The 19,417-nt window shown below is 51.8% G+C and carries 16 protein-coding genes; 10 read left to right on the top strand and 6 right to left on the bottom strand.

Annotated elements, in window-relative coordinates:
- The first annotated feature begins 114 nt into the window (after positions 1-114).
- The gene (locus VFS25_RS10705; RefSeq protein ID WP_326462131.1) at positions 115-858 is read left to right on the top strand and encodes a sulfite exporter TauE/SafE family protein; all 744 of its coding nucleotides are present in this window, start codon (positions 115-117) and stop codon (positions 856-858) included.
- 129 nt (positions 859-987) lie between these two features.
- Here the strand turns inward: VFS25_RS10705 and moaA are convergent, their stop codons facing one another.
- Both moaA and VFS25_RS10695 read right to left on the bottom strand, forming a co-directional pair.
- Positions 988-1,959 carry a GTP 3',8-cyclase MoaA gene (gene moaA / locus VFS25_RS10700; RefSeq protein ID WP_326462130.1) on the bottom strand — a complete coding sequence of 324 codons (972 nt, stop codon included), beginning with the start codon at positions 1,957-1,959 and terminating at the stop codon, positions 988-990.
- Between the two features lie 7 nt (positions 1,960-1,966).
- Positions 1,967-2,338, bottom strand: coding sequence for a DUF7009 family protein (locus VFS25_RS10695; protein WP_326462129.1), 372 nt, complete (start codon positions 2,336-2,338; stop codon positions 1,967-1,969).
- A gap of 71 nt (positions 2,339-2,409) precedes the next feature.
- Here VFS25_RS10695 and moaD point away from each other — a divergent pair, with 71 nt between their 5' ends.
- A complete protein-coding gene (gene moaD / locus VFS25_RS10690) occupies positions 2,410-2,700 on the top strand; it encodes a molybdopterin converting factor subunit 1 (RefSeq protein ID WP_326462128.1) in 291 nt (96 codons plus the stop codon).
- 19 nt (positions 2,701-2,719) lie between these two features.
- Positions 2,720-3,136 carry a molybdenum cofactor biosynthesis protein MoaE gene (locus VFS25_RS10685; RefSeq protein ID WP_326462127.1) on the top strand — a complete coding sequence of 139 codons (417 nt, stop codon included), beginning with the start codon at positions 2,720-2,722 and terminating at the stop codon, positions 3,134-3,136.
- Positions 3,137-3,325: 189 nt separating this feature from the next.
- Here VFS25_RS10685 and VFS25_RS10680 read toward each other — a convergent pair whose 3' ends face one another.
- A complete protein-coding gene (locus VFS25_RS10680; protein ID WP_326462126.1) occupies positions 3,326-3,907 on the bottom strand; it encodes an NTP transferase domain-containing protein in 582 nt (193 codons plus the stop codon).
- Positions 3,908-3,917: 10 nt separating this feature from the next.
- Positions 3,918-4,409 (bottom strand): cyclic pyranopterin monophosphate synthase MoaC, encoded by a 492-nt coding sequence (gene moaC, locus VFS25_RS10675; RefSeq protein WP_326462125.1) that lies wholly within the window; start codon positions 4,407-4,409, stop codon positions 3,918-3,920.
- 69 nt (positions 4,410-4,478) lie between these two features.
- Between moaC and VFS25_RS10670 the strand changes: the two genes are divergently transcribed.
- From VFS25_RS10670 to VFS25_RS10660, 3 genes are all read left to right on the top strand, one after another.
- Positions 4,479-5,690 carry a molybdopterin molybdotransferase MoeA gene (locus VFS25_RS10670; RefSeq protein ID WP_326462124.1) on the top strand — a complete coding sequence of 404 codons (1,212 nt, stop codon included), beginning with the start codon at positions 4,479-4,481 and terminating at the stop codon, positions 5,688-5,690.
- Between the two features lie 218 nt (positions 5,691-5,908).
- Positions 5,909-7,360 (top strand): DUF1800 domain-containing protein, encoded by a 1,452-nt coding sequence (locus VFS25_RS10665; protein WP_326462123.1) that lies wholly within the window; start codon positions 5,909-5,911, stop codon positions 7,358-7,360.
- A gap of 17 nt (positions 7,361-7,377) precedes the next feature.
- Positions 7,378-8,583, top strand: a complete 1,206-nt coding sequence (locus VFS25_RS10660; RefSeq protein WP_326462122.1) for a DUF1501 domain-containing protein — start codon at positions 7,378-7,380, stop codon at positions 8,581-8,583.
- Here the strand turns inward: VFS25_RS10660 and VFS25_RS10655 are convergent.
- Positions 8,576-9,448 (bottom strand): AraC family transcriptional regulator, encoded by an 873-nt coding sequence (locus tag VFS25_RS10655; protein ID WP_326462121.1) that lies wholly within the window; start codon positions 9,446-9,448, stop codon positions 8,576-8,578. The genes VFS25_RS10660 and VFS25_RS10655 overlap by 8 nt on opposite strands.
- A gap of 126 nt (positions 9,449-9,574) precedes the next feature.
- On the opposite strand from VFS25_RS10655, the gene VFS25_RS10650 reads away from it, so the two are divergent.
- From VFS25_RS10650 to VFS25_RS10635, 4 genes are read left to right on the top strand one after another with little or no spacing between them, the layout of a single operon-like run.
- The gene (locus VFS25_RS10650; protein ID WP_326462120.1) at positions 9,575-12,808 is read left to right on the top strand and encodes a DUF1553 domain-containing protein; all 3,234 of its coding nucleotides are present in this window, start codon (positions 9,575-9,577) and stop codon (positions 12,806-12,808) included.
- Positions 12,809-12,816: 8 nt separating this feature from the next.
- On the top strand, positions 12,817-14,325 hold the full coding sequence (locus tag VFS25_RS10645; RefSeq protein ID WP_326462119.1) for a DUF1501 domain-containing protein: 1,509 nt from the start codon (positions 12,817-12,819) through the stop codon (positions 14,323-14,325).
- A 44-nt stretch (positions 14,326-14,369) separates the two neighbouring features.
- Entirely contained in the window at positions 14,370-15,479 is a 1,110-nt protein-coding gene (locus tag VFS25_RS10640; protein WP_326462118.1) for a 6-bladed beta-propeller, read from the top strand.
- Positions 15,480-16,844, top strand: a complete 1,365-nt coding sequence (locus VFS25_RS10635) for a DUF2231 domain-containing protein (protein WP_326462117.1) — start codon at positions 15,480-15,482, stop codon at positions 16,842-16,844. It abuts the gene before it with no gap.
- 458 nt (positions 16,845-17,302) lie between these two features.
- Here VFS25_RS10635 and VFS25_RS10630 read toward each other — a convergent pair whose 3' ends face one another.
- The gene (locus tag VFS25_RS10630) at positions 17,303-19,372 is read right to left on the bottom strand and encodes an OPT family oligopeptide transporter (protein WP_326462116.1); all 2,070 of its coding nucleotides are present in this window, start codon (positions 19,370-19,372) and stop codon (positions 17,303-17,305) included.
- Positions 19,373-19,417: the final 45 nt, after the last annotated feature.

Below are 19,417 nucleotides of genomic sequence, written 5' to 3'. Positions count from 1 at the left end.
TGCGGATATGCAGATGTGCAGATGAATTGACCACCTGTTGTTGGCACATCACATTTATAAATTTGCACACCGCGCATTCTTATTTGCACATCTGCATATTTGCATATTTAGTTTATGAGTATAGAACTTTGCCTGTTATTTTTCCTGGTTGCGTTGTTGTATTCATCCGCAGGTTTTGGAGGCGGCTCCAGTTACCTTGCGCTGATGGCCCTGGCTGGTATAAACTTCCAGCTTATGAAATCTACTGCGCTGCTGTGCAATGTAGTGGTGGTGGCAGGCGGGGTATACCATTTTTACCGCAGCGGGCACCTGCCTGTTAAAAAGGCGCTGGGGATATGTATTGCCAGCGTACCCATGGCATTTGTAGGCAGCTATCTTCCGTTAAAGCAGCAAACTTTCTTTTTATTGCTGGGCATTGCATTAACCACCGCAGCCCTGTTCATGTGTTACCGGCTGTTCCTGGAAAAAGCCTATACCCCTCAGCCGGATAGCCCGAAGAAGATTTACAGGTACGGCATTATCGGCGGCTTCATAGGCATGCTTTCCGGTATGACGGGTATCGGTGGCGGCATTTACCTGGCGCCTATTTTACGCCTGGGCCGTTTTGATACCGCCAAGAACATTGCCGGGCTAAGCAGCTTTTTTATACTGGTGAATTCTATTGCAGGGCTGTTAGGGCAGGTGGCTAAACATGAGATAGTGCTGGACCCGCATTTTGCATTGCCCTTGTTATTGTCAGTGATCATTGGCGGGCAAATAGGCTCGCGTTTCAGCGCCGCTATCCTGAAACCCCGGTGGGTAGAAGGGGTAACCGCCGTGCTGATATTGTATGCAGGGGTGAGAATGCTGCTGCATTAAGCATCAGGCCTGATCCAGCAGGAAGTTTTCTCCGGACTTTCCCCGAAATCATAATATTTTAGGATTACAATCCCAAATAATCATAATATTTTGGGATTACAATCCCAAATGATCATAAATATTTGGGGGTTACCCTCCTATCGTTGACATGCTGGCCTTTTTCTCATTAGCGGCTTCTGCTTCAAATCCATTTACAAAACGGTGGTGAATGGTTTGCTGTATGCATTGCAGCAGGTATTCATCCGGCGCACCGTCGCGCAGCAGGTCGCGCACATTAAGATCGTCTTTACCATACAGGCAGGTTTTTAAGCCGCCGGTAGGCGTAATGCGGATGCGGTTGCAGCTGCCGCAGAAGGTACGGCTGTAGGCAGGTATAACGCCTACATGGCCCTGGTGGCCGGGTATATGATAGTTAAGAGCGGTGGTATGGGGTGCATCGGGAATCTTTTGCAAGGGGTACACGGTGCGTAAGGTGTTCAGTATATGCTCAAAATTCCAGCGGATGCCGGAAAATGTTTTACCGTGCCCGTTAAAGGGCATTTCTTCTATAAAGCGTACAGATACAGGGTGGTCTTTGGTAAGGGCGGCAAAGTCCAATAGTTCATCGGTATTCACGCCTTCCATTACCACGGTGTTTATTTTCACATTCAGGTTATGCGCCAGCAGAGCTTGCAGGGTGTCTGTTACCGCATTAAACTCATCGCGGTAGGTAATGCGTTTGAATTTCTCGTGCTGCAGCGTGTCCAGGCTCAGGTTAATGTGGCGGATGCCCAGGTCCAGCAGGGCCGGGATATAGGAGCGGGTAAGCACGCCGTTGGTGGTAATAGATACGCGGTCAATGCCGGGCATCTGTACCAGCTGCTCCAGCAGGTGCAGCAGGTCTTTCCGCAGAAAGGGCTCTCCGCCGGTAATGCGTACTTTATTAATGCCCTGTTCCGATAACAGGCGCATCAGGCGCAATATTTCTTCATAGGAAAGCAGGGCTTTCCGCTGCAGGAACTGCATATGCTCCGGCATGCAATAGCTGCACCGCAGGTTACAGCGGTCTGTAACGGCCAGTCTTACGTAATTGATAACCCTGTTATGCGAATCTGTAAGCATGAAGTAATCAGCAGTTATGTTGGGCCAGGGGATTGTCGAATGCCTGGCTGTCATCTTCATCGCGGGTGGTAAGGCATTTGAAATCCTTTTCCACCAGTATTTTTAATACAGAGCCGTCCGGGTTGGGTATTTGCTGTTCAAGGCCTACCTGGTCGGTTTGGATCCATTGCTGTACCTGTGTAAGCGGCAGGGAAAGGTGTACGGCCTGCGGCTCCAGCTTAATGGCTGCCTGGGCGGCCTCTTTGGCTTTTATGCAAAAGTGCAGGGCGCCGGCGCCTATCCTGGTTTCTTCTTCTACCTTACCGGTTTGCTCCAGGGCGTTAATGTCCTGCTTATCCAGCCGGTAACGGATGCTGTTACCCCTGATCCTTATTTTCATGGCTTTGCATTATTGGAACTATCCAAAATTAATGCTTTATGCAGGGTATATTGTAGTTTTAATGCAATAATTTGCACACAGCAGGTAACGCCGGTTATTCCGCGTTGCCTGCTATTGAAGCAACAGGCATGAAAATATTATTATTTGGCATAGCAAAGGATATTGCAGGTGCGCCGTTTATACAGGTAGATGCGCCGCTGGCCCGTGTGGCCGCCCTGCGCGAGCACCTGTACACGCAGTACCCGCGGCTGCGTGAGCTGCGGTCTGTTATGATTGCGGTGAACAAGGTATATGCAACGGACGATGCGGCCCTGCAGCCAGGTGATGAAATAGCGGTTATTCCGCCCGTAAGCGGCGGATGAGCGGAAATACATTTAGCATATGGACGTATGGATTGATATAAAAGAGCATATTACAGCCCAGGAAGCGCTGGATTTTGTGCAAACGCCGGATTGCGGAGGCGTGGCGCTGTTTGTAGGCGCCGTGCGCAATGCTACCAAAGGCAAACCTGTGCGCCAGCTTTTTTTTGAATGTTATACCCCTATGGCCCTGCTGGAACTGGAAAAAATAGCGCAGCATACCCGTGCTGTCATAGGCATTAAAAAAATAGCCATTTTACATGTAAGCGGTAATAAATTACCGGGCGATACCGTGGTGGTGATTGCTGCCGCCGCGCCTCACCGGGCCGCTGCTTTTGAAGCCTGCCAGTATGCTATTGACACATTAAAGGAAACAGTACCTATCTGGAAAAAAGAATTTTTTGAAGATGGCGAAGTGTGGGTAGCGGCACACCCGTGACGATGTGCGGATGTGCAGATATGCAAATGTGCAGATGACAGTGAAATGTGCTATCGCCGTATCAGCTGATTTTTGTCATCATGTGTAAACACGCGGGTGCAATAGCAGCAAAACGCCCTTCCATCCGCACATCCGCACATCTACTCGCATCCATCCATCTGCACATCTGCATATCCGCACATCTGCACATCAACTAATCTTCCTCATTGCTTCTTCCATTTCCGCGGGGGTATTGGCATTAAATTGCTCGGCTGCGTAAGGATTTTCAAGCGCCAGTATATCTGTTTGCAGCAGGGCTTTACGCGGGCATTGCCTGCCATCTGCCACGCTTTGCTGCAGTACAGCCAGCCCCCTCGGCTCCCAGATGGCGATTACCGGCTCTGGTAAATGATTAACAGGGCTGTTAAAAGCAGTTGCTGCTTTTTGCGGATCGCGGCGTGCAGCCAGGTAATCCAGGCTTTGCCCGCTGATCAGCGGCAGGTCACAGGCCAGCACCAGCCATGCGGTGTTGGGGAAAGCGGCATAAGCGCTGAGCAAACCCGCTGCAGGGCCGCCTGCAGTAACACTGTCGGTGATTAATGGGGCAGTGCCTGCAAAAATCTCCTGCTGGTCAGGGCGGCAGGAAATATATACTTCCGGCACTACCTTGCTTAACAGGCCATGCAGGTATTGCCACTGCGGTATGCCGTGGTAGGCAATACGGCTTTTATCCTGCTGCATACGGGTGCTGTAGCCGCCGCATAGTATCAATCCTTTTAAGGGAGGTGTCATGGTGCTGTTTTTATGCAACTGTTACATCCTGTTTGCCGCCTGTTTTGCTGAGCAGGCGCGTTTGACGGATGATCATTTCATGGGTAAAGGCCTTGCACATATCATACACGGTAAGCGCGGCCACGCTGGCGCCGGTGAGCGCCTCCATTTCCACGCCTGTTTTGCCGGTGGTTTTTACCGTGCAGCGTATTACAGCTTCTTCATCTGCAAGCTGAATATCCACGCTGCAGTTGTCAAGCAGCAGGGTATGGCATAAAGGAATGAGCTCCGGCGTTTTTTTAGCCGCCATAATACCGGCAATTACAGCGGTTTGAAACACCGCGCCCTTGCGGGTATTAATATCGCCCCCCTTAAATTCTTTGCGTATAATTTCCGGCAGGTACACCCTGCTCTCGGCAATGGCTACACGAATGGTGCTGTGCTTATCGCTGATGTCTACCATGGCCGGCTGGTTCTGCTCATTCAGGTGAGAGAAGGCGGGTGGGTTTGATGTATTAGCCATAAAAGAATAAATTTACAAAACAGCTGAAGCTGTTGACAGCTTGCTTTTACCTTCACCAAAGTTACTACAATGCTGCTAGATGTATCTACTGCTTTTGCCGCCGTGATGAACACAGTACGGGATTTTGGCAGGGAGGACCTGCCTTTTACCGCTGTTGCCGGCAGGGTGCTGCGGGAGCCGGTGCTGGCCGACCGGCCTTTTCCGCCGTTTGACCGCGCCACCATGGATGGTATTGCTATTAATTTCGCGGAAAGCTACGGCAAAGGACAAACCATTTTCGGGGTAGAGGATATGCAGCCGGCCGGCATGCCGCGCAAACAGCTGGGCAATATGGCCAACTGCATCGAAGTAATGACCGGCGCCGTAATACCGGAGCTTACAGATACCGTGGTGCCTTATGAGCACCTGCAGGCAACCGAGCACGAAGGCTTTAAGCGGTTTACCATTACGCAGCCGGTGCAAAAAAATCAAAATATTCACTGGCAGGGTGCCGATGGTGTGGCCGGCCAAACCCTTATAACGCCTGGCACCCGCCTTACGCCTGCTGAAACAGGCGTGCTGGCAACCGTAGGCAAGCATACCGTAAGCGTAAGCCGCCTGCCCCGCGTTGTGGTAATTGCTACCGGCGATGAGCTGGTGGCAGTAACCGCTACCCCGGAACCGCACCAGATCCGCATGTCAAATGTTTACAGCCTGGCTGCTTCCCTGCAGGAGCTGGGCATTACAGCCAGCATACATCATGTAACAGATAATAAAGCCGCCATACAGGAGCTGCTTGCTTCCCTGCTGAATGCCGATGTATGGATCTGCTCCGGCGCTGTATCGGCCGGCAAATACGACCATCTGCCCGCGGTGCTGGAAACCATGGGCATGCAGCGCATTTTTCACAAAGTACGGCAGCGCCCCGGCAAACCTTTCCTGTTCGGGCTTTTTAAGGATGGGCCGGTAGTGTTTGCCCTGCCGGGTAACCCGGTATCGGGGTTCATGTGTTTTTACCGTTATGTGCAACCCTGGCTGCTGGCCGGTATGGGATATGCTGCGCCGCCCGCGGCATACGCTGTGCTCGGGAAAGATGTTGTATTTGATAAACCGCTTACGTATTTTTTACCGGTGCAGCTGCAGCCACAGCCCACGGGCGAATGGAAGGCTTTTCCGCATACTTATAACGGCTCCGGCGACCTGGTGAGCTTGCTGCAGGCAGATGCTTTTATGGAGCTGCCGGCCGCACAAAGCGAGTTTAAGGCAGGGGAATGTTACCCGGTCTGGAAATTTAGAAATTAGCGCCAGCCGCCCGCAATATGCTATGAACCGTTAACTGTAGCGCCGCTGCGAAAAATTAGCTATTGATAGCAACGGCTGGTTGGAAAAGCTTAACATCAATCCTGTTAAACTTTATGACGATACGCGGGGTCAAAGCAGGGCCGCCATAAAAAACTTAACATTAGCCCTGTTAAACCCTGTATATATTTACTGGTCTTACCTGAAATTTAATTTTGCTTATGCCCCCTGTGTCCGAAAAAATACAGCTGCAGCACCTGGCCTGGCGCGCCGGCTTTGGCGCGCCGCTGCCCGTTATTGCCGAATGGGCCGGTAAACGCCGTAAAGACATCGTGAATAAAGTGCTCATCGGCCCCCGGAAAGCCGCGCCGGCAGTAGTGGAAGTAATCAACGAATCAGCGCTGCCGGACTACCGGAAAGCAAAGGAGATGAATGCAGAAGAGCGCAAAAAGCTGCGGCAAATGAACCGGCAGGGCATAAAGGAGTTAAACATTGCATGGACACATGCCATGATCAATACGGAACACCCGTTGCAGGAAAAAATGGCGCTGTTCTGGCACGGGCACTTTGCCTGCCGTACCCAGAATGTATATTTTAACCAGCAGCTGCTGCAGGTAATACGGGAAAATGCCCTGGGTAATTTTGGAGCGTTGCTTACTGCCGTATCTAAATCGCCCGCCATGCTGGCTTTCCTGAACAACCAGCAAAACCGTAAACAACATCCCAATGAAAATTTTGCCCGTGAGGTAATGGAGCTGTTTACCATGGGCCGCGGTAATTACACCGAAAGAGATATTAAAGAAGCCGCCCGGGCCTTTACCGGGTGGGGTTTTGATGGTACCGGCCATTTTGTGTTCCGTGAACGTATACACGATAATGGCGTAAAGGAAGTGCTGGGTAAACGCGGAAACTTTAACGGCGACGACCTGCTGAAAATACTGCTGGACAACAAACAAACCGCCCGCTTTATTACCGCCAAGCTATACCGCTATTTTGTAAATGAAACAGCTGTTGATGAGGCAAAAGTGGATATGCTGGCCGATAAGTTCTACCACTCCGGCTACGACATTAAATCACTGATGCGGGAAATATTTATGGCCAACTGGTTTTACGATGATCAGCATATAGGCAGCCGCATTAAATCGCCGGTAGAGCTGCTGGTGGGCATGCGCCGCAGCATTCCGCTGGAATTTGAGCGGGAAGAGGTAATGCTGGTATTCCAGGGCATACTGGGCCAGCAGTTATTTTACCCGCCCAATGTAGCCGGCTGGCCGGGCGGGCGTAACTGGATAGACAGCTCCAGCCTGATGTTCCGCCTGCGCCTGCCCCAGGTGATCCTGTACGCGCAGGAGCTGCGTACACGCCCCAAGGATATTACGCCTGAAATGGGCGAAGGCCAAAACTACAAACGCACCCTGGAGCTGAATGAAACGCTGCGCCGGCTGTATGCCCGCCGTGTAAATGCCACCATTAACTGGGACGCCTATATGCAGCAGTACCGGGATATTCCGCGGGAACGCCTGGCCAGTGAAATTGCCGGCGCCCTGCTGGTAAAAAATACCGGCGCCGGCAAAACATTGCTGGATAAATACGCCGACGCCAGCTCGCGCGAAAACTATATTAAAACCGTGACCATTGACGTAATGTGCACACCGGAATACCAGCTTTGTTAATCTAAAATTGCGCTCTCATGTTCATATTAAACAGACGACGTTTTTTACAGGTAGGGTCACTGGCTTCTGCCGCTGCCTTAATGCCTAAATTCCTGAAAGCGCTGGAGAATGGCCAGCTGGTGCCGCCCGGTAATAAAGTGCTGGTGGTAATACAGCTATCCGGCGGTAACGACGGGCTAAACACAGTAATACCTTACCGCAACGATATTTATTATAAAATGCGGCCCGCATTGGGCATTAAACGCGAAGCGGCATTATCCCTTACAGATGAATGGGGCCTGCACCCGTCCTTCAAAGGCCTGAAATCGTTGTATGACGATGGCGCCCTGGGCATCCTGAATAGCGTGGGCTATCCTAACCCGGACCGCAGCCATTTCCGCTCTATGGACATCTGGCATACCGCCAGCGAATCAAAAGACCACTGGACCACCGGCTGGATAGGCCGCTACCTGGATGCGCAATGCAAAGGCTGCGACAAGCCCACGCAGGCGCTGGAAATTGATGATACATTAAGCCTGGCCATGAAAGGGCAAAGCGCCAAAGGCCTTGCCTTTACAGATCCGCACCGCCTGTACGGCACCAGCAACGGCAACTATTTCAAAGACCTGCTGCAAGGCCATGGCAGCTATTACGATGAGCATAGTAACGTAGATTACCTGTACAAAACCATGGCGGAAACCATTTCATCCGCTTCCTACATACAGCAGCAGTTTAAAACATACCGGTCAAAAGAAACCTATCCCAACACCAGGCTGGGTAAGGATATGAAAGTAATCTCCGAGCTGATCATGTCTGATATTAATACCAAGGTGTATTACGTATCGCACGGCAGCTTTGATACGCACGTAGGGCAGCAGCGGCAGCAGGAAAGGCTGTTTAAAGAGCTGGATGATGCGGTAACCGTGTTTACACAGGACCTGAAAAAGAACAACCGTTTCCAGGATGTGGTGATCATGACCTTCTCTGAATTCGGGCGCCGCGTAGGGCAGAATGCCAGCGGCGGTACGGACCATGGCACGGCCAACAACATGTTCATGATAGGCGGCGGACTGCAGCAAAAAGGTATGCTGAACGAAGGCGCCGATCTTACAGACCTGCAGGACGGCGACCTGAAATACAAGGTAGATTTCAAAAGCGTATATGCAACCCTGTTAAATAAGTGGCTTTCTGCCGACGATAAATCCATTCTGCAGCAGCAGTACAATTACCTCAATTTTATATAAGCTGCTTATCGCGCCGGTACTCGCTGGGCGTTTGCCCGGTAAGGCTTTTAAAAATGCGGGAAAAATAAGAGAGGGTTTCAAACCCTGTGGCAGCGGCAATTTCGGCCAGCGACTGGTTGGTGTTTGCCAGCAGAAAGCGGGCCCGCTCTACCCGCGAAAGCTGTATATAAGCCAGCGGCCGCTCGCCTGTATTTTCATTGAACAGTCTTGAAAAATAATCGGGGTTCTGGTTGGCGCGTTTGGCCAGGTGCGCTACGGTTAAAGGCTTGTGCAGGTTGGTTTGTATGTAGTTAATGGCATCGGAAATTTTTGAGTGGATGGCCTCTTCCGTAGCCTGGAAACAGTCAGGCGCAAGAAAGCGGGAAAGCAGCTGCAGTATAATGCCCTGCGTTTCCACATGCGCCGCAATAGGCACATAGTTATTCAATTCACGGAAGCTTTGCAGCACAGGATATTTCTCATACACCTTCGGATCATTGGACCGTTTTAACCCCCGGCCGGGATGCAGCTCCAGTATGCGTTTAAAATGCTGCAGGTCAGCTGCAGCAGCCGGCACCTTCATTATTTTCCGGTTGGAGGAAAACAGCGACGTGCCGTCTGTAGAATCTTCTATTACCGACAGGTAGTACTGGCTTAAATACTCCGCACAATAGTAATTGCAGGTAGTAAAGCTGGGAATCAGGTACAGGTAGCCTTTTTCCAGCGTGCAGGTGCTGGAAGGATTGTACAGGATGCCGCTGCCGCCGTCTATCAGGTAAATGCGGTAAAAAGTGCTGGTTACGTTCTTATAGTTCCAGTCTTTATTCAGTTGTACATAATCGACATTCAGGAGAGAGAATGTGCCCTTTAGCACCGCTTTTTTCATAAGCTGGTAGTTGGTCCTGGCTGAAATTAGGCATAAAAGTCGGGTTTGTGCAAAAAACCGTGGTGTTTGTATAAATATTTCACGGCCAGGACCGGTAATTTTAAAGCGGTTATTCCATAAAACGTTATGATAAAACAACCGCTTCCACGTGTATTATCCCTTATAATAACGGCCTGCAGCCTGTATGCCTGCTCACCGGACCTGCCGCCCGATGTGGCTGCCGAGTACAAAACGCTGCCGGCAAAGCTGGATTATAACCGGGATGTGAAGCCCGTGCTGTCCGACAAATGTTTTGCCTGCCATGGGCCGGACAAAGCCAAACAAAAAGCCGGTTTACGGCTGGATATAGCAGATGCCGCTTATGCCGAGCTGCCGGAAGATCCCGGCAAAGTGGCCATAGACCCGGGCAACCTGGAGAACAGCGAGCTGTTTCACCGCATCACATCTGCCGACCCGGATTATATGATGCCTACGCCCGGTTCTCACCTGAAGCTCTCAGCCAGGGATAAGGCCATCCTGATCAAATGGATAAAAAAAGGCGCTGTGTATAAGCCGCACTGGGCTTTTGTAAAGCCGGAAAAAGCAGCGGTGCCTGGCGTGGATAATAAAAGCTGGGTGCAGCACAATCCCATCGATAATTTTATACAGGACCGTTTACAGCAGGAGCATTTACAGCCTTCCAAAGAAGCGGAAAAGGAAATGCTGCTGCGCCGCCTGTCGCTGGACCTTACCGGCCTGCCGCCCACCTTGCAGGAGATCGATAATTTTTTGAAAGACAGATCCGCCAATGCGTATGAAAAGCAGGTAGACCGTTTGCTGGCCTCTCCCCATTACGGCGAAAAAATGGCGGTAGACTGGCTGGATGTAGCCCGCTTTGCAGACTCGCATGGCTATACGGTAGACCGGATAAGGGATATGTCGCCTTACCGCGACTGGGTGATCAATGCCTTTAACACCAACATGCATTATGACACGTTCATAGAATGGCAGCTGGCCGGCGACCTGATGCCGCACCCCACCCGCGACATGCTCATTGCCACTGCCTTTAACCGCAACCATCCGCAGAATATGGAAGGCGGTATTATTGAAGAGGAGTTCCAGGCAGAGTATGTGGTAGACCGTACCAATACCTTTGGGCAGGCGTTCCTGGCCATGTCTGTAGGCTGCGCCAAATGCCACGATCATAAGTTTGATCCCATATCGCAAAAGAACTATTATGAGCTGTTCAGCTTTTTCAATAATGTAAAAGAGGCCGGGCAAATTTCCTATGACGATGCATTGCCCACTCCCACGCTGCTGCTGCCAGGCAAGGAAAAGGAGCGCGTGCTGCGGTATTTGCAGCAGCAGGTGAACCGGCAGGAGCAGCAGCTGGCAAAGGAAAAGAACAATGCCACGCCGGCATTTGAACAATGGCTGGCCAGCGCCGCATATAAAAAGCTGGCGCATGAAAAAGTGCCGCAGGCCGGCCTGCAGGCAGCCTATACGCTGGATAACGCCGCTTTCAGAAATGCCGTAAACGCCAAACAGGCCGGCGTTATGAAACGGGACGCCGGTGTGCCGGGCGATGCGCCGGTATTTGAAAGCCATGGCAACGGCAAGGCGCTGGTGATGAACGGCGATACTTACCTGGACCTGGCCCCCGCCGGCGTGTTCCGCCGGTCAGAACCCTTTAGTATAGGCGTTTGGGTTAACATCCCGAAAAACCTGAAAGAAGGGGTGATACTGCATAAAAGCCTGGCCGAGCGCCTGTTCAATTTCCGCGGCTACCACCTGTACCTGCGGGATAACAAGCTGGAGATAAACATGGCCCACACCGCGCCCTCCAACGCCATTACCCGCATTACCAAAACAGCCGTACCAAAAGATAAATGGATGCAGCTTACGATCACATACGACGGATCGTCCAAAGCCGGCGGCTTTAAGCTGTTTATGGATGGCAATGAAATGACCATGGAAACCACTATGGACCAGCTGACCAAAGATATTTTGTTCAAAGGCGGCAAACAGCCGGGCTTACAAATAGGTGGCTGGTGGCGGGGCCTGGGCTTTAAGAATGGGAAGGTGGATGATGTGCTGGTGTACAACCGCGTGCTAACGCCTTTTGAAATAAAGCTGCTGGCCGGGCAGGCCAGCTGGGCCGATATAGCCGGCAAGCCCCGTACGCAGCTGACTGCCGCTGAAGTAGATGCGCTGCAGGCATATTATGTTTCGGCCATAGACCCGGCAACGCTTAAAGCCACGCAGGAGCTGCAGCGGCTGCGCACCGCCCTGGCCGACTCCACGGAAAACGTACCGGAAATAATGGTGATGCAGGAAATGCCCAAACCCAAACAAGCGCACATCCTGCTCAGGGGTAACTATGATATGCCGGGCGATAAGGTATATCCTAACACACCCGAAGCCATACTGCCGTTTGACAAACATTTGCCGAAGAACCGCTACGGCCTGGCCCAGTGGTTGATAAACCCCGATAACCCGCTTACTGCGCGGGTAGAAGTGAACCGCCTGTGGCAAAACTTTTTTGGCACCGGCCTGGTAAAAACCTCGGAAGATTTCGGCAACCAGGGCGAGATGCCCAGCCATCCCGAGCTGCTGGACTGGCTGGCTGTTACCTTCCGTGAAAGCGGGTGGGATATTAAAAAGCTGAACAAGCTGATTGTAATGTCGGCCACGTACCGCCAGGACTCGCGCGCTACCATGGGCATCCGGGAAAAAGACCCGGAAAACCGTTTGCTGTCGCACGGGCCGGCCTACCGCATGTCCGCAGAAATGATCCGCGACAATGCGCTGCTGGCCAGCGGCTTAATGAATATGGACATTGGCGGCAAAAGTATCAAACCTTACCAGCCGCCCGGCCTGTGGGAGATCAACAATACCACCTACACGCCGGACACCGGCAGGGCAGTATACCGCAGAAGCCTGTACGTAATTATAAAACGCTCTGTGCCCAATCCCACGCTGGCCACGTTTGATGCAACTTCCCGCACCTATTGTGTAACCAAGCGGCAGCCTACAAACACGCCCTTGCAGGCGCTGGTAACGCTGAACGATCCTACGTTTGTTGAAGCATCTACCGCATTGGGCGCGCAGATGTATATAGCAGGCAACGATACCAATGCCATCATCAACACCTACCGTAAGCTTACCGGGCGCAGGCCGCAGCCGCAGGAAGTAACGCTGCTGGCCGCTTTGCGGGAAACAGAAAAGCAAAAGTTCACCGCCCATCCTGAAAAGGCAAAGGGCTGGCTGCATACCGGGCAATACGTGGTAGATAAAAAGCTGGACACTGCATGGATTGCTGCCAACGCAGTAGTAGCCAATACCATTTTAAATTCAGATGCATCGCTTACCAAAAGATAAATAACGTTATGTCACACCATCACGACGATATATTTAAGCTGCACACGCCTGATTTTGACCAGCTGAATAAAAAGCTGGACCGGCGGGCCTTTTTAACCAAAACCTCCCTGGGCCTGGGCGCGCTGGCCATGGGATCGCTGCTGGGCAATGAGTTGTTTGGCGGTACGCCCAAAGCCGCAGCCGGCGCAGGCGGCCTGGAGGCCGACATCCTGAAAGCGCTGCCTCACTTTGCGCCCAAAGCCAAACGTGTGGTGTACCTGTTTATGAGCGGCGGCCCCTCCCAGTTTGAAACGTTTGACTATAAACCCGGCCTGGAAAAGCTGGTGGGGCAAAACCTGCCGGCCTCTGTACGCCAGGGCCAGCGCCTTACCGGCATGAGCGCCAACCAGAGCGCGCTGCCCATAGCGCCCTCTGTTTTTAAATTTAACCAGCATGGCAAAAGCCAAACCTGGATAAGCGAGCTGCTGCCGCACACGGCCAAAGTGGTGGATGACCTGTGCATTGTAAAATCGCTGTACTCAGAAGCTATTAACCACGACCCGGCCATCACCTTTTTCCAAACCGGCAACCAGCTGCCGGGCCGCCCTTCTATCGGCTCGTGGATCAGCTACGGCCTGGGATCAGACAATAATAACCTGCCCACTTTTATAGTGCTGGTGTCCAAGAACGGGCAAAAAGACCAGCCTTTGTATGCGCGCTTATGGGGCAATGGCTTTTTGCCCTCCAAGTTCCAGGGCGTGCAGTTCCGCGCTGGTAAAGATCCGGTGCTGTTCCTGAACAATCCTGATGGATATGACGGTAAAGACCGCAAAGAAATGCTGGACTATCTTACAAAACTGAACCAGCTGCAGAACAGCGCCTATGGCGATCCGGAGGTAGATGCCCGCATATCGCAATACGAAATGGCCTACCGCATGCAAACCGCCGTGCCAACCGTAATGAGCCTGAAAGATGAGCCGGATGAGGTATTTGACCTGTATGGCCCCGACAGCCGCGATCCCGGCACTTATGCCGCCAACTGCATACTGGCGCGCAAGCTGCTGGAAAAAGATGTAAAGTTTGTACAGCTGTACCATCAAGGCTGGGACCAGCACGGCAACCTGCCCGGCGCCATTACTACCCAGTGCAAGGCCACCGACCAGGCCACGGCGGCATTGATCACCGACCTGAAAAGAAGGGGCCTGCTGGAAGATACGCTGGTGGTATGGGGCGGCGAATTTGGCCGCACGGTATACTCCCAGGGCAAGCTAACGCCTACTGATTATGGCCGCGACCATCACCCGCGCTGCTTTACCATGTGGATGGCCGGCGCCGGCGTAAAAGCCGGCCTGAGCTACGGTGAAACAGATGATTTCAGTTATAATATTGTTAAAGACCCGGTGCATGTGCATGACTTCCAGGCAACTTTGTTGTACCTTATGGGCATCGATCACGAAAGGCTGACCTACAAATTCCAGGGCCGGCGCTTTCGCCTTACCGATGTGGCAGGAAAGGTGGTGCAGGGCATTTTGGCGTAAAGGGGTTAACAATATTATCATCATAAAAAAAGCTATAATTCCACATGAGCTCAAGAAGAAATTTTATCCGCAACACAGCTATGGTGTCTGCGCTGGCGGCTACCAAACCGGTACTGGGTTTTAACATTATACACAAAGACAAGGCGCCGGATGAAACCATTGTAGGCCATGGGCAGTACACTTACAAAGTAGATAAGAACTGGGCAAGGATCAGCCAGAATAATACGCCGCTGATGAATTGCCATGAAATGGTGCAGGACAGCAAGGGCCGGCTGATTATGCTGGGCGACAGCACACATAACAATGTGCTGATATTTGATAAATCCGGCAAGCTGCTGGACTACTGGGGGCACGGCTACCCCGGTGGGCATGGCTTAACGCTTACACAGGAAGGCGGGGAAGAGTTTTTGCTGATCACCGACTGCGGCTGGTATATTGACCGCGACGGCTCTTCCAAAGGACAGGCCGGGCAGGTATTAAAAACAGACCTGACCGGGCGGCTCATATTTTCCATAGGCCACCCCCGCACCATAGGTATTTATAAGGATGATGAGCCGTTTAAGCCTACGGAAACCGCGGTAGCACCCAATGGCGACATTTATGTAGCGGACGGCTACGGTTCCGACTATATTATACAATACAACAGCAAAGGCCAGTATATTCGCCACTTTGGCGGCCATCATAACGCCAACCCCGCGCATAACCTGAAAAATGCGCATGGCGTGGCCATTGACCTGCGGGATAAAAATAATCCAACGCTTATCTGCACTTCAAGGGAGGAAAACTGTTTTAAAATATTTACGCTGGACGGCAAATTCATTAAACAGGTAGATATGCCGGGCATGTATGTATGCCGCGCTGTAATGAACGGGCAGGAGATATATGCAGGCGTATGCTGGTCAAAAGACGCCAAAACAGGCGAACGCTTTAATAACTCCGGTTTCCTGACCATACTGGATGGCAGCAACAAAGTTGTATCAAGCCCGGGCGGCACTGCTCCCGTGTATAAGAACGGCGTGCTGCAGCAAACCTTTCAGGCGCCTGTGCCTGTTTTCAACCACGGGCATGATGTGTGCGTGGATGATGAAAAGAACCTGTACCTGTGCCAGTGGAATGCCAACCACACGCCACCGGTTAAACTAACACGTGTGTAAATGCTATTGAATATTTTCACTTTTGCCGGCCGGCTGCACCCGCTGATTGTGCACCTGCCCATTGGATTTCTGCTATTGGCCGTACTGTTTGATGTGCTGGGCTACACTAAAAAATATGCGCACCTGCGCAGCGCAGTGCCGTTAACGCTGCTGGCCGGCTTTGTAATGGCGGTGCTGGCCTGTGTATTCGGCTACCTGCTTTCACTGGGCGGGGATTATAACCGCATAACGCTGAAACATCATAAGGTGGCGGGTATTGCCCTGGCGGTAATTGCTGGTGTGCTGTACCTGCTTACTACCCGCCGTTTTAAAGCGGTATTCACGGCAACGCCTGTACTTTTTTCTGTATTGCTGGCCGGGCTTTTTGGTTTAATGGGTTATGCCGGCCACCAGGGCGGTAACCTTACCCACGGTAATGATTACCTGTCCCTGGCCGTGCTTACCCACCGGGAGCGGCCAAAGCCCGCCAGTGTGGCGCAAGCTATGATCTATGAGGATGTGGTGCATCCTATACTGGAGCAAAAGTGCGGGCAATGCCACCGCCGGGGCAAGCTGAAAGGCAAGCTCTCTATGGAAGACCTGCAGCACCTGCTGAAAGGCGGTAAGAGCGGGCCTGCCGTGGTGCCCGGCAAGCCGGATGAAAGTGAATTGTACAAACGCATTACGCTGGATCCCGCGCATGAAAAATTTATGCCGGCAGACGGTAAGCCGCCGCTGACAAAAAAAGAGGTGGAAATCATCCACTGGTGGATAGCAAAGGCCATGGCAACAGCAGGCAAACAGCTGGCGCAGCTAAAAGATAATGCCGCCATACAGCCGCAGGTAGCCGCCTACCTGGGCCTGGGCGGCGCTGCAGCTGAAGAGGAAGGCGCCGGCAGCATTGAGCAGCATCTTAACCCGGACATACCTGCAAACGTTGATATGGGCGCTGTGAACAGTTTGCGCAGCAAAGGACTGATGGTGCGCATTATGCTGCAGCACCCCGCCATGCTGGATGTAACGCTGCCCGCGGGCTCCGGCAAAAGCATTGCCGATCTAAAGAACGACCTGGCCAAAGTAGCAAAGAACATCATCTGGCTAAATCTTTCCGATAATAACCTTACAGAAAATGACCTGGCTTTCCTGGACCAGCTGAGCAACCTGGAAAAGCTGCGCCTGGAAAAGAACCCGGTAGCAGACGGCATCAGCGATCACCTGGTAACGCTGCAGCACCTGGAAGCAGTGAACCTGAATGAAACAAAGATCAGCGCCGTGTGCCTGGCCAGGTTGGAAAAGAACCCCGCAATAAAGCGCGTATACACATGGAAAACCGCAGCAGCGGCAAAGGCAAACGCAAACACCGAAACGGCGTCAATTACGAATTAGTTAATTACGAATTACGAATGAATTAGGGTGGCATTCATGAATCGCATTGAGCATTAATTGGGGTTATGAATAATTACGGGATGAATTGACGTGGCGTGTACATGAATGCTGTTAAAATAGGTATGGTGATACTATTGGCACTGGCGCTGCCTTAAATCAACACCGCAACTGCAGGTTCAAACGCAAGGACCTTGCCCGGCGTGATACGATGCACTACGCTTGATCAAAGCGCTCAGGTAAATACGCTTGATATGCCCAATAGTATTCCAAGCAGGCGGGCGCAGTCCGGCGTTGAACCTGCAGTAAGAGACATCAATAAAGCAGTAAGGAACACTAATAAAAAGGCATATAAAAGCTGCCTACAAAAATCAATGTAATTTCAAAACAATATAAAAAGCGGCTGTACCAATACCGGTGCAGCCGCTTTATGATTCATATATACGCGATAGGGAAAATTGCTACAGCTCTACTTTTTGCTGTTGCCGCGCAATGCGGTACAGCACATAACCCATGAATGCAAAGAACGCTACTGCCAGCGCAAAGTAACCGCCCTGGCCTAAAGCGCTGCTCATACCTTCTTCCAGGTTTAGCCTGGACATGAGCGGGCCCGTAGCATCAATGCCGGCCAGCACGGCAATTACTACACCCGCAACAGCGCCGCCGGCCACCAGGCCCGTAGCAAACAGGTTGCCTTTGCCCAGTTCCTCTTCTTCTGCAGATACGTGTATATTCTTTTTCTTCTTCTGCTGGTCCACTATACCCCGGATAGCGCTGCCGATAAAAATAGGCAGGGTGGTGGATAACGGCAGGTAAGCGCCTATGGCAAAAGACAGGGATTTAATGCCGCACAGCTCCATGGTAATAGCCAGGAACACGCCTACCACTATAAACTGCCAGTCGAGCTTAGAGCCCAGGATGCCATTGATCAAAGTAGCCATTAGCGTACTTTGCGGCGCAGGAAAATAAATACTGCCAATCGCATGCGCATTGGGCGCCATGCCTTTGGAGATCATATCGGCAGTAGGCTTATCCAGGAACTTAATGGTAAGGCCAATAACGATAGAGGAAACAATGGCCCCAATGAAAAGCGCTATCTGCTGGTGCCTGGGCGTAGCGCCCACAATGTAGCCCGATTTCAGATCCTGCGAAGTACCGCCGGCATTGGCTGCCGCAATACAAATCATACCGCCTACCACCAGCGCCATAGGGGCATACACCTGGCCGGTCCAGCCAATGGCAATAAACACCAGGCAGGTGCCCATAAGCGTGGCAATGGTCATACCGGAAATAGGGTTATTGGAAGTGCCTATTAAACCCACAATACGGCTCGATACCGTTACGAAAAAGGCGCCGAATATAACCACCAGCAGGCCTATCAGCAGCTTCTGACCAATGGAGTTGCCCGGCAGCTGCGGCAGGAAAGCCATTAGCAGCACCAGCAGAATGCTGCCTATTAATACTACTTTAATATTCAGATCTCTTTCTGTGCGTGGTACATCAGCCGCTTTTACTTCCACGCCTTCACGGCCCAGTGAGCTGATGCTGCCTTTGAAAGAGGAGATAATGGTAGGAATGGTTTTAATGAGCGCAATAAAACCGCCCGCAGCTACCGTACCCGCTGCAATTTGCCGCACATAAGCATAATAAATAGCAGATGAGTAATTGGCAAAGGTATGTGTGGCAGGGTCCCAGCCGCCTTGTCCGCCCGGCGTGGTAAGGCTGGCCAGGTAGCCCAGCTTCACCAGCTGGGAGGCAATAACATCCGCAGGCACCAGGGTGGCCAGCAACGGTATAATCGCCAGCCAGGCCAGCACACCGCCGCCTACCAGCACCCCGCCTATGCGGGGGCCGATAATATAGCCAATGCCCATGTATTCCGGCGTAATATCAGCACTTACCCGTGCAGAGGGAAAGAACTTGTTGGCCTGCTTGGTCATGTAAAAAGGCGTTTCCGCAATAATGTGCAGGATCTTTTGCAGAATGGCATATACAAACGCAAAGCCTAATCCGTAAAAAGCTGTTTTTGCAAACTCGCCGCCCTTTTCGCCCGCTATCAGCACATCGCCGCAGGCCGTGCCCTCGGGGTAAGGCAGGATGCCATGTTCTTTTACAATCAGCGCCCGCCGTAAAGGTATCATCATCAACGTACCTAAAATGCCGCCAAAAATGGCCAGGATAAAAATGGTGATGTAATCAAAATAATCAGCGCTGCCGGCAGCAGACAGGAACAGGAAACCCGGCAGGGTAAAGGCAACACCGCCGGCAATGGTTTCACCGGCAGAACCGGTGGTTTGAATAATGTTATTTTCCAGGATGGTGGTTTTGAAAAATTTCCGGCCCAGGGTAATGGCAATTACCGCAATGGGAATGGAAGCCGTAACGGTTAGCCCGGCTTTAAGCGCCAGGTATACAGTGGCAGCGCCGAAAATAATACCAAAAATGCAGCCTAGTACAATAGACTTAACAGTGAACTCCTTCATCTTTACGTCAGGAGCCACAAAGGGTTTGAAGTTGTTAGAATCAGCCATAATTTATTTTAATGGTGTATGTTTTTTTAATCATCTGCACATTCG

Source organism: Chitinophaga sp. (assembly GCF_035761305.1).
GTDB lineage: Bacteria > Bacteroidota > Bacteroidia > Chitinophagales > Chitinophagaceae > Chitinophaga.
The sequence above is the reverse complement of the archived record's forward strand: the minus strand, read 5'-3'. Positions and strand labels throughout refer to the sequence as shown.

Coding starts and splice junctions, on each gene's coding strand:
- VFS25_RS10705 (WP_326462131.1), top strand. CDS start 115: ATGAGTATAGAACTTTGCCTGTTATTTTTCCTGGTTGCGTTGTTGTAT.
- moaA (WP_326462130.1), bottom strand. CDS start 1,959: ATGCTTACAGATTCGCATAACAGGGTTATCAATTACGTAAGACTGGCC.
- VFS25_RS10695 (WP_326462129.1), bottom strand. CDS start 2,338: ATGAAAATAAGGATCAGGGGTAACAGCATCCGTTACCGGCTGGATAAG.
- VFS25_RS10685 (WP_326462127.1), top strand. CDS start 2,720: ATGGACGTATGGATTGATATAAAAGAGCATATTACAGCCCAGGAAGCG.
- VFS25_RS10680 (WP_326462126.1), bottom strand. CDS start 3,907: ATGACACCTCCCTTAAAAGGATTGATACTATGCGGCGGCTACAGCACC.
- moaC (WP_326462125.1), bottom strand. CDS start 4,409: ATGGCTAATACATCAAACCCACCCGCCTTCTCTCACCTGAATGAGCAG.
- VFS25_RS10670 (WP_326462124.1), top strand. CDS start 4,479: ATGCTGCTAGATGTATCTACTGCTTTTGCCGCCGTGATGAACACAGTA.
- VFS25_RS10665 (WP_326462123.1), top strand. CDS start 5,909: ATGCCCCCTGTGTCCGAAAAAATACAGCTGCAGCACCTGGCCTGGCGC.
- VFS25_RS10660 (WP_326462122.1), top strand. CDS start 7,378: ATGTTCATATTAAACAGACGACGTTTTTTACAGGTAGGGTCACTGGCT.
- VFS25_RS10655 (WP_326462121.1), bottom strand. CDS start 9,448: ATGAAAAAAGCGGTGCTAAAGGGCACATTCTCTCTCCTGAATGTCGAT.
- VFS25_RS10650 (WP_326462120.1), top strand. CDS start 9,575: ATGATAAAACAACCGCTTCCACGTGTATTATCCCTTATAATAACGGCC.
- VFS25_RS10645 (WP_326462119.1), top strand. CDS start 12,817: ATGTCACACCATCACGACGATATATTTAAGCTGCACACGCCTGATTTT.
- VFS25_RS10640 (WP_326462118.1), top strand. CDS start 14,370: ATGAGCTCAAGAAGAAATTTTATCCGCAACACAGCTATGGTGTCTGCG.
- VFS25_RS10635 (WP_326462117.1), top strand. CDS start 15,480: ATGCTATTGAATATTTTCACTTTTGCCGGCCGGCTGCACCCGCTGATT.
- VFS25_RS10630 (WP_326462116.1), bottom strand. CDS start 19,372: ATGGCTGATTCTAACAACTTCAAACCCTTTGTGGCTCCTGACGTAAAG.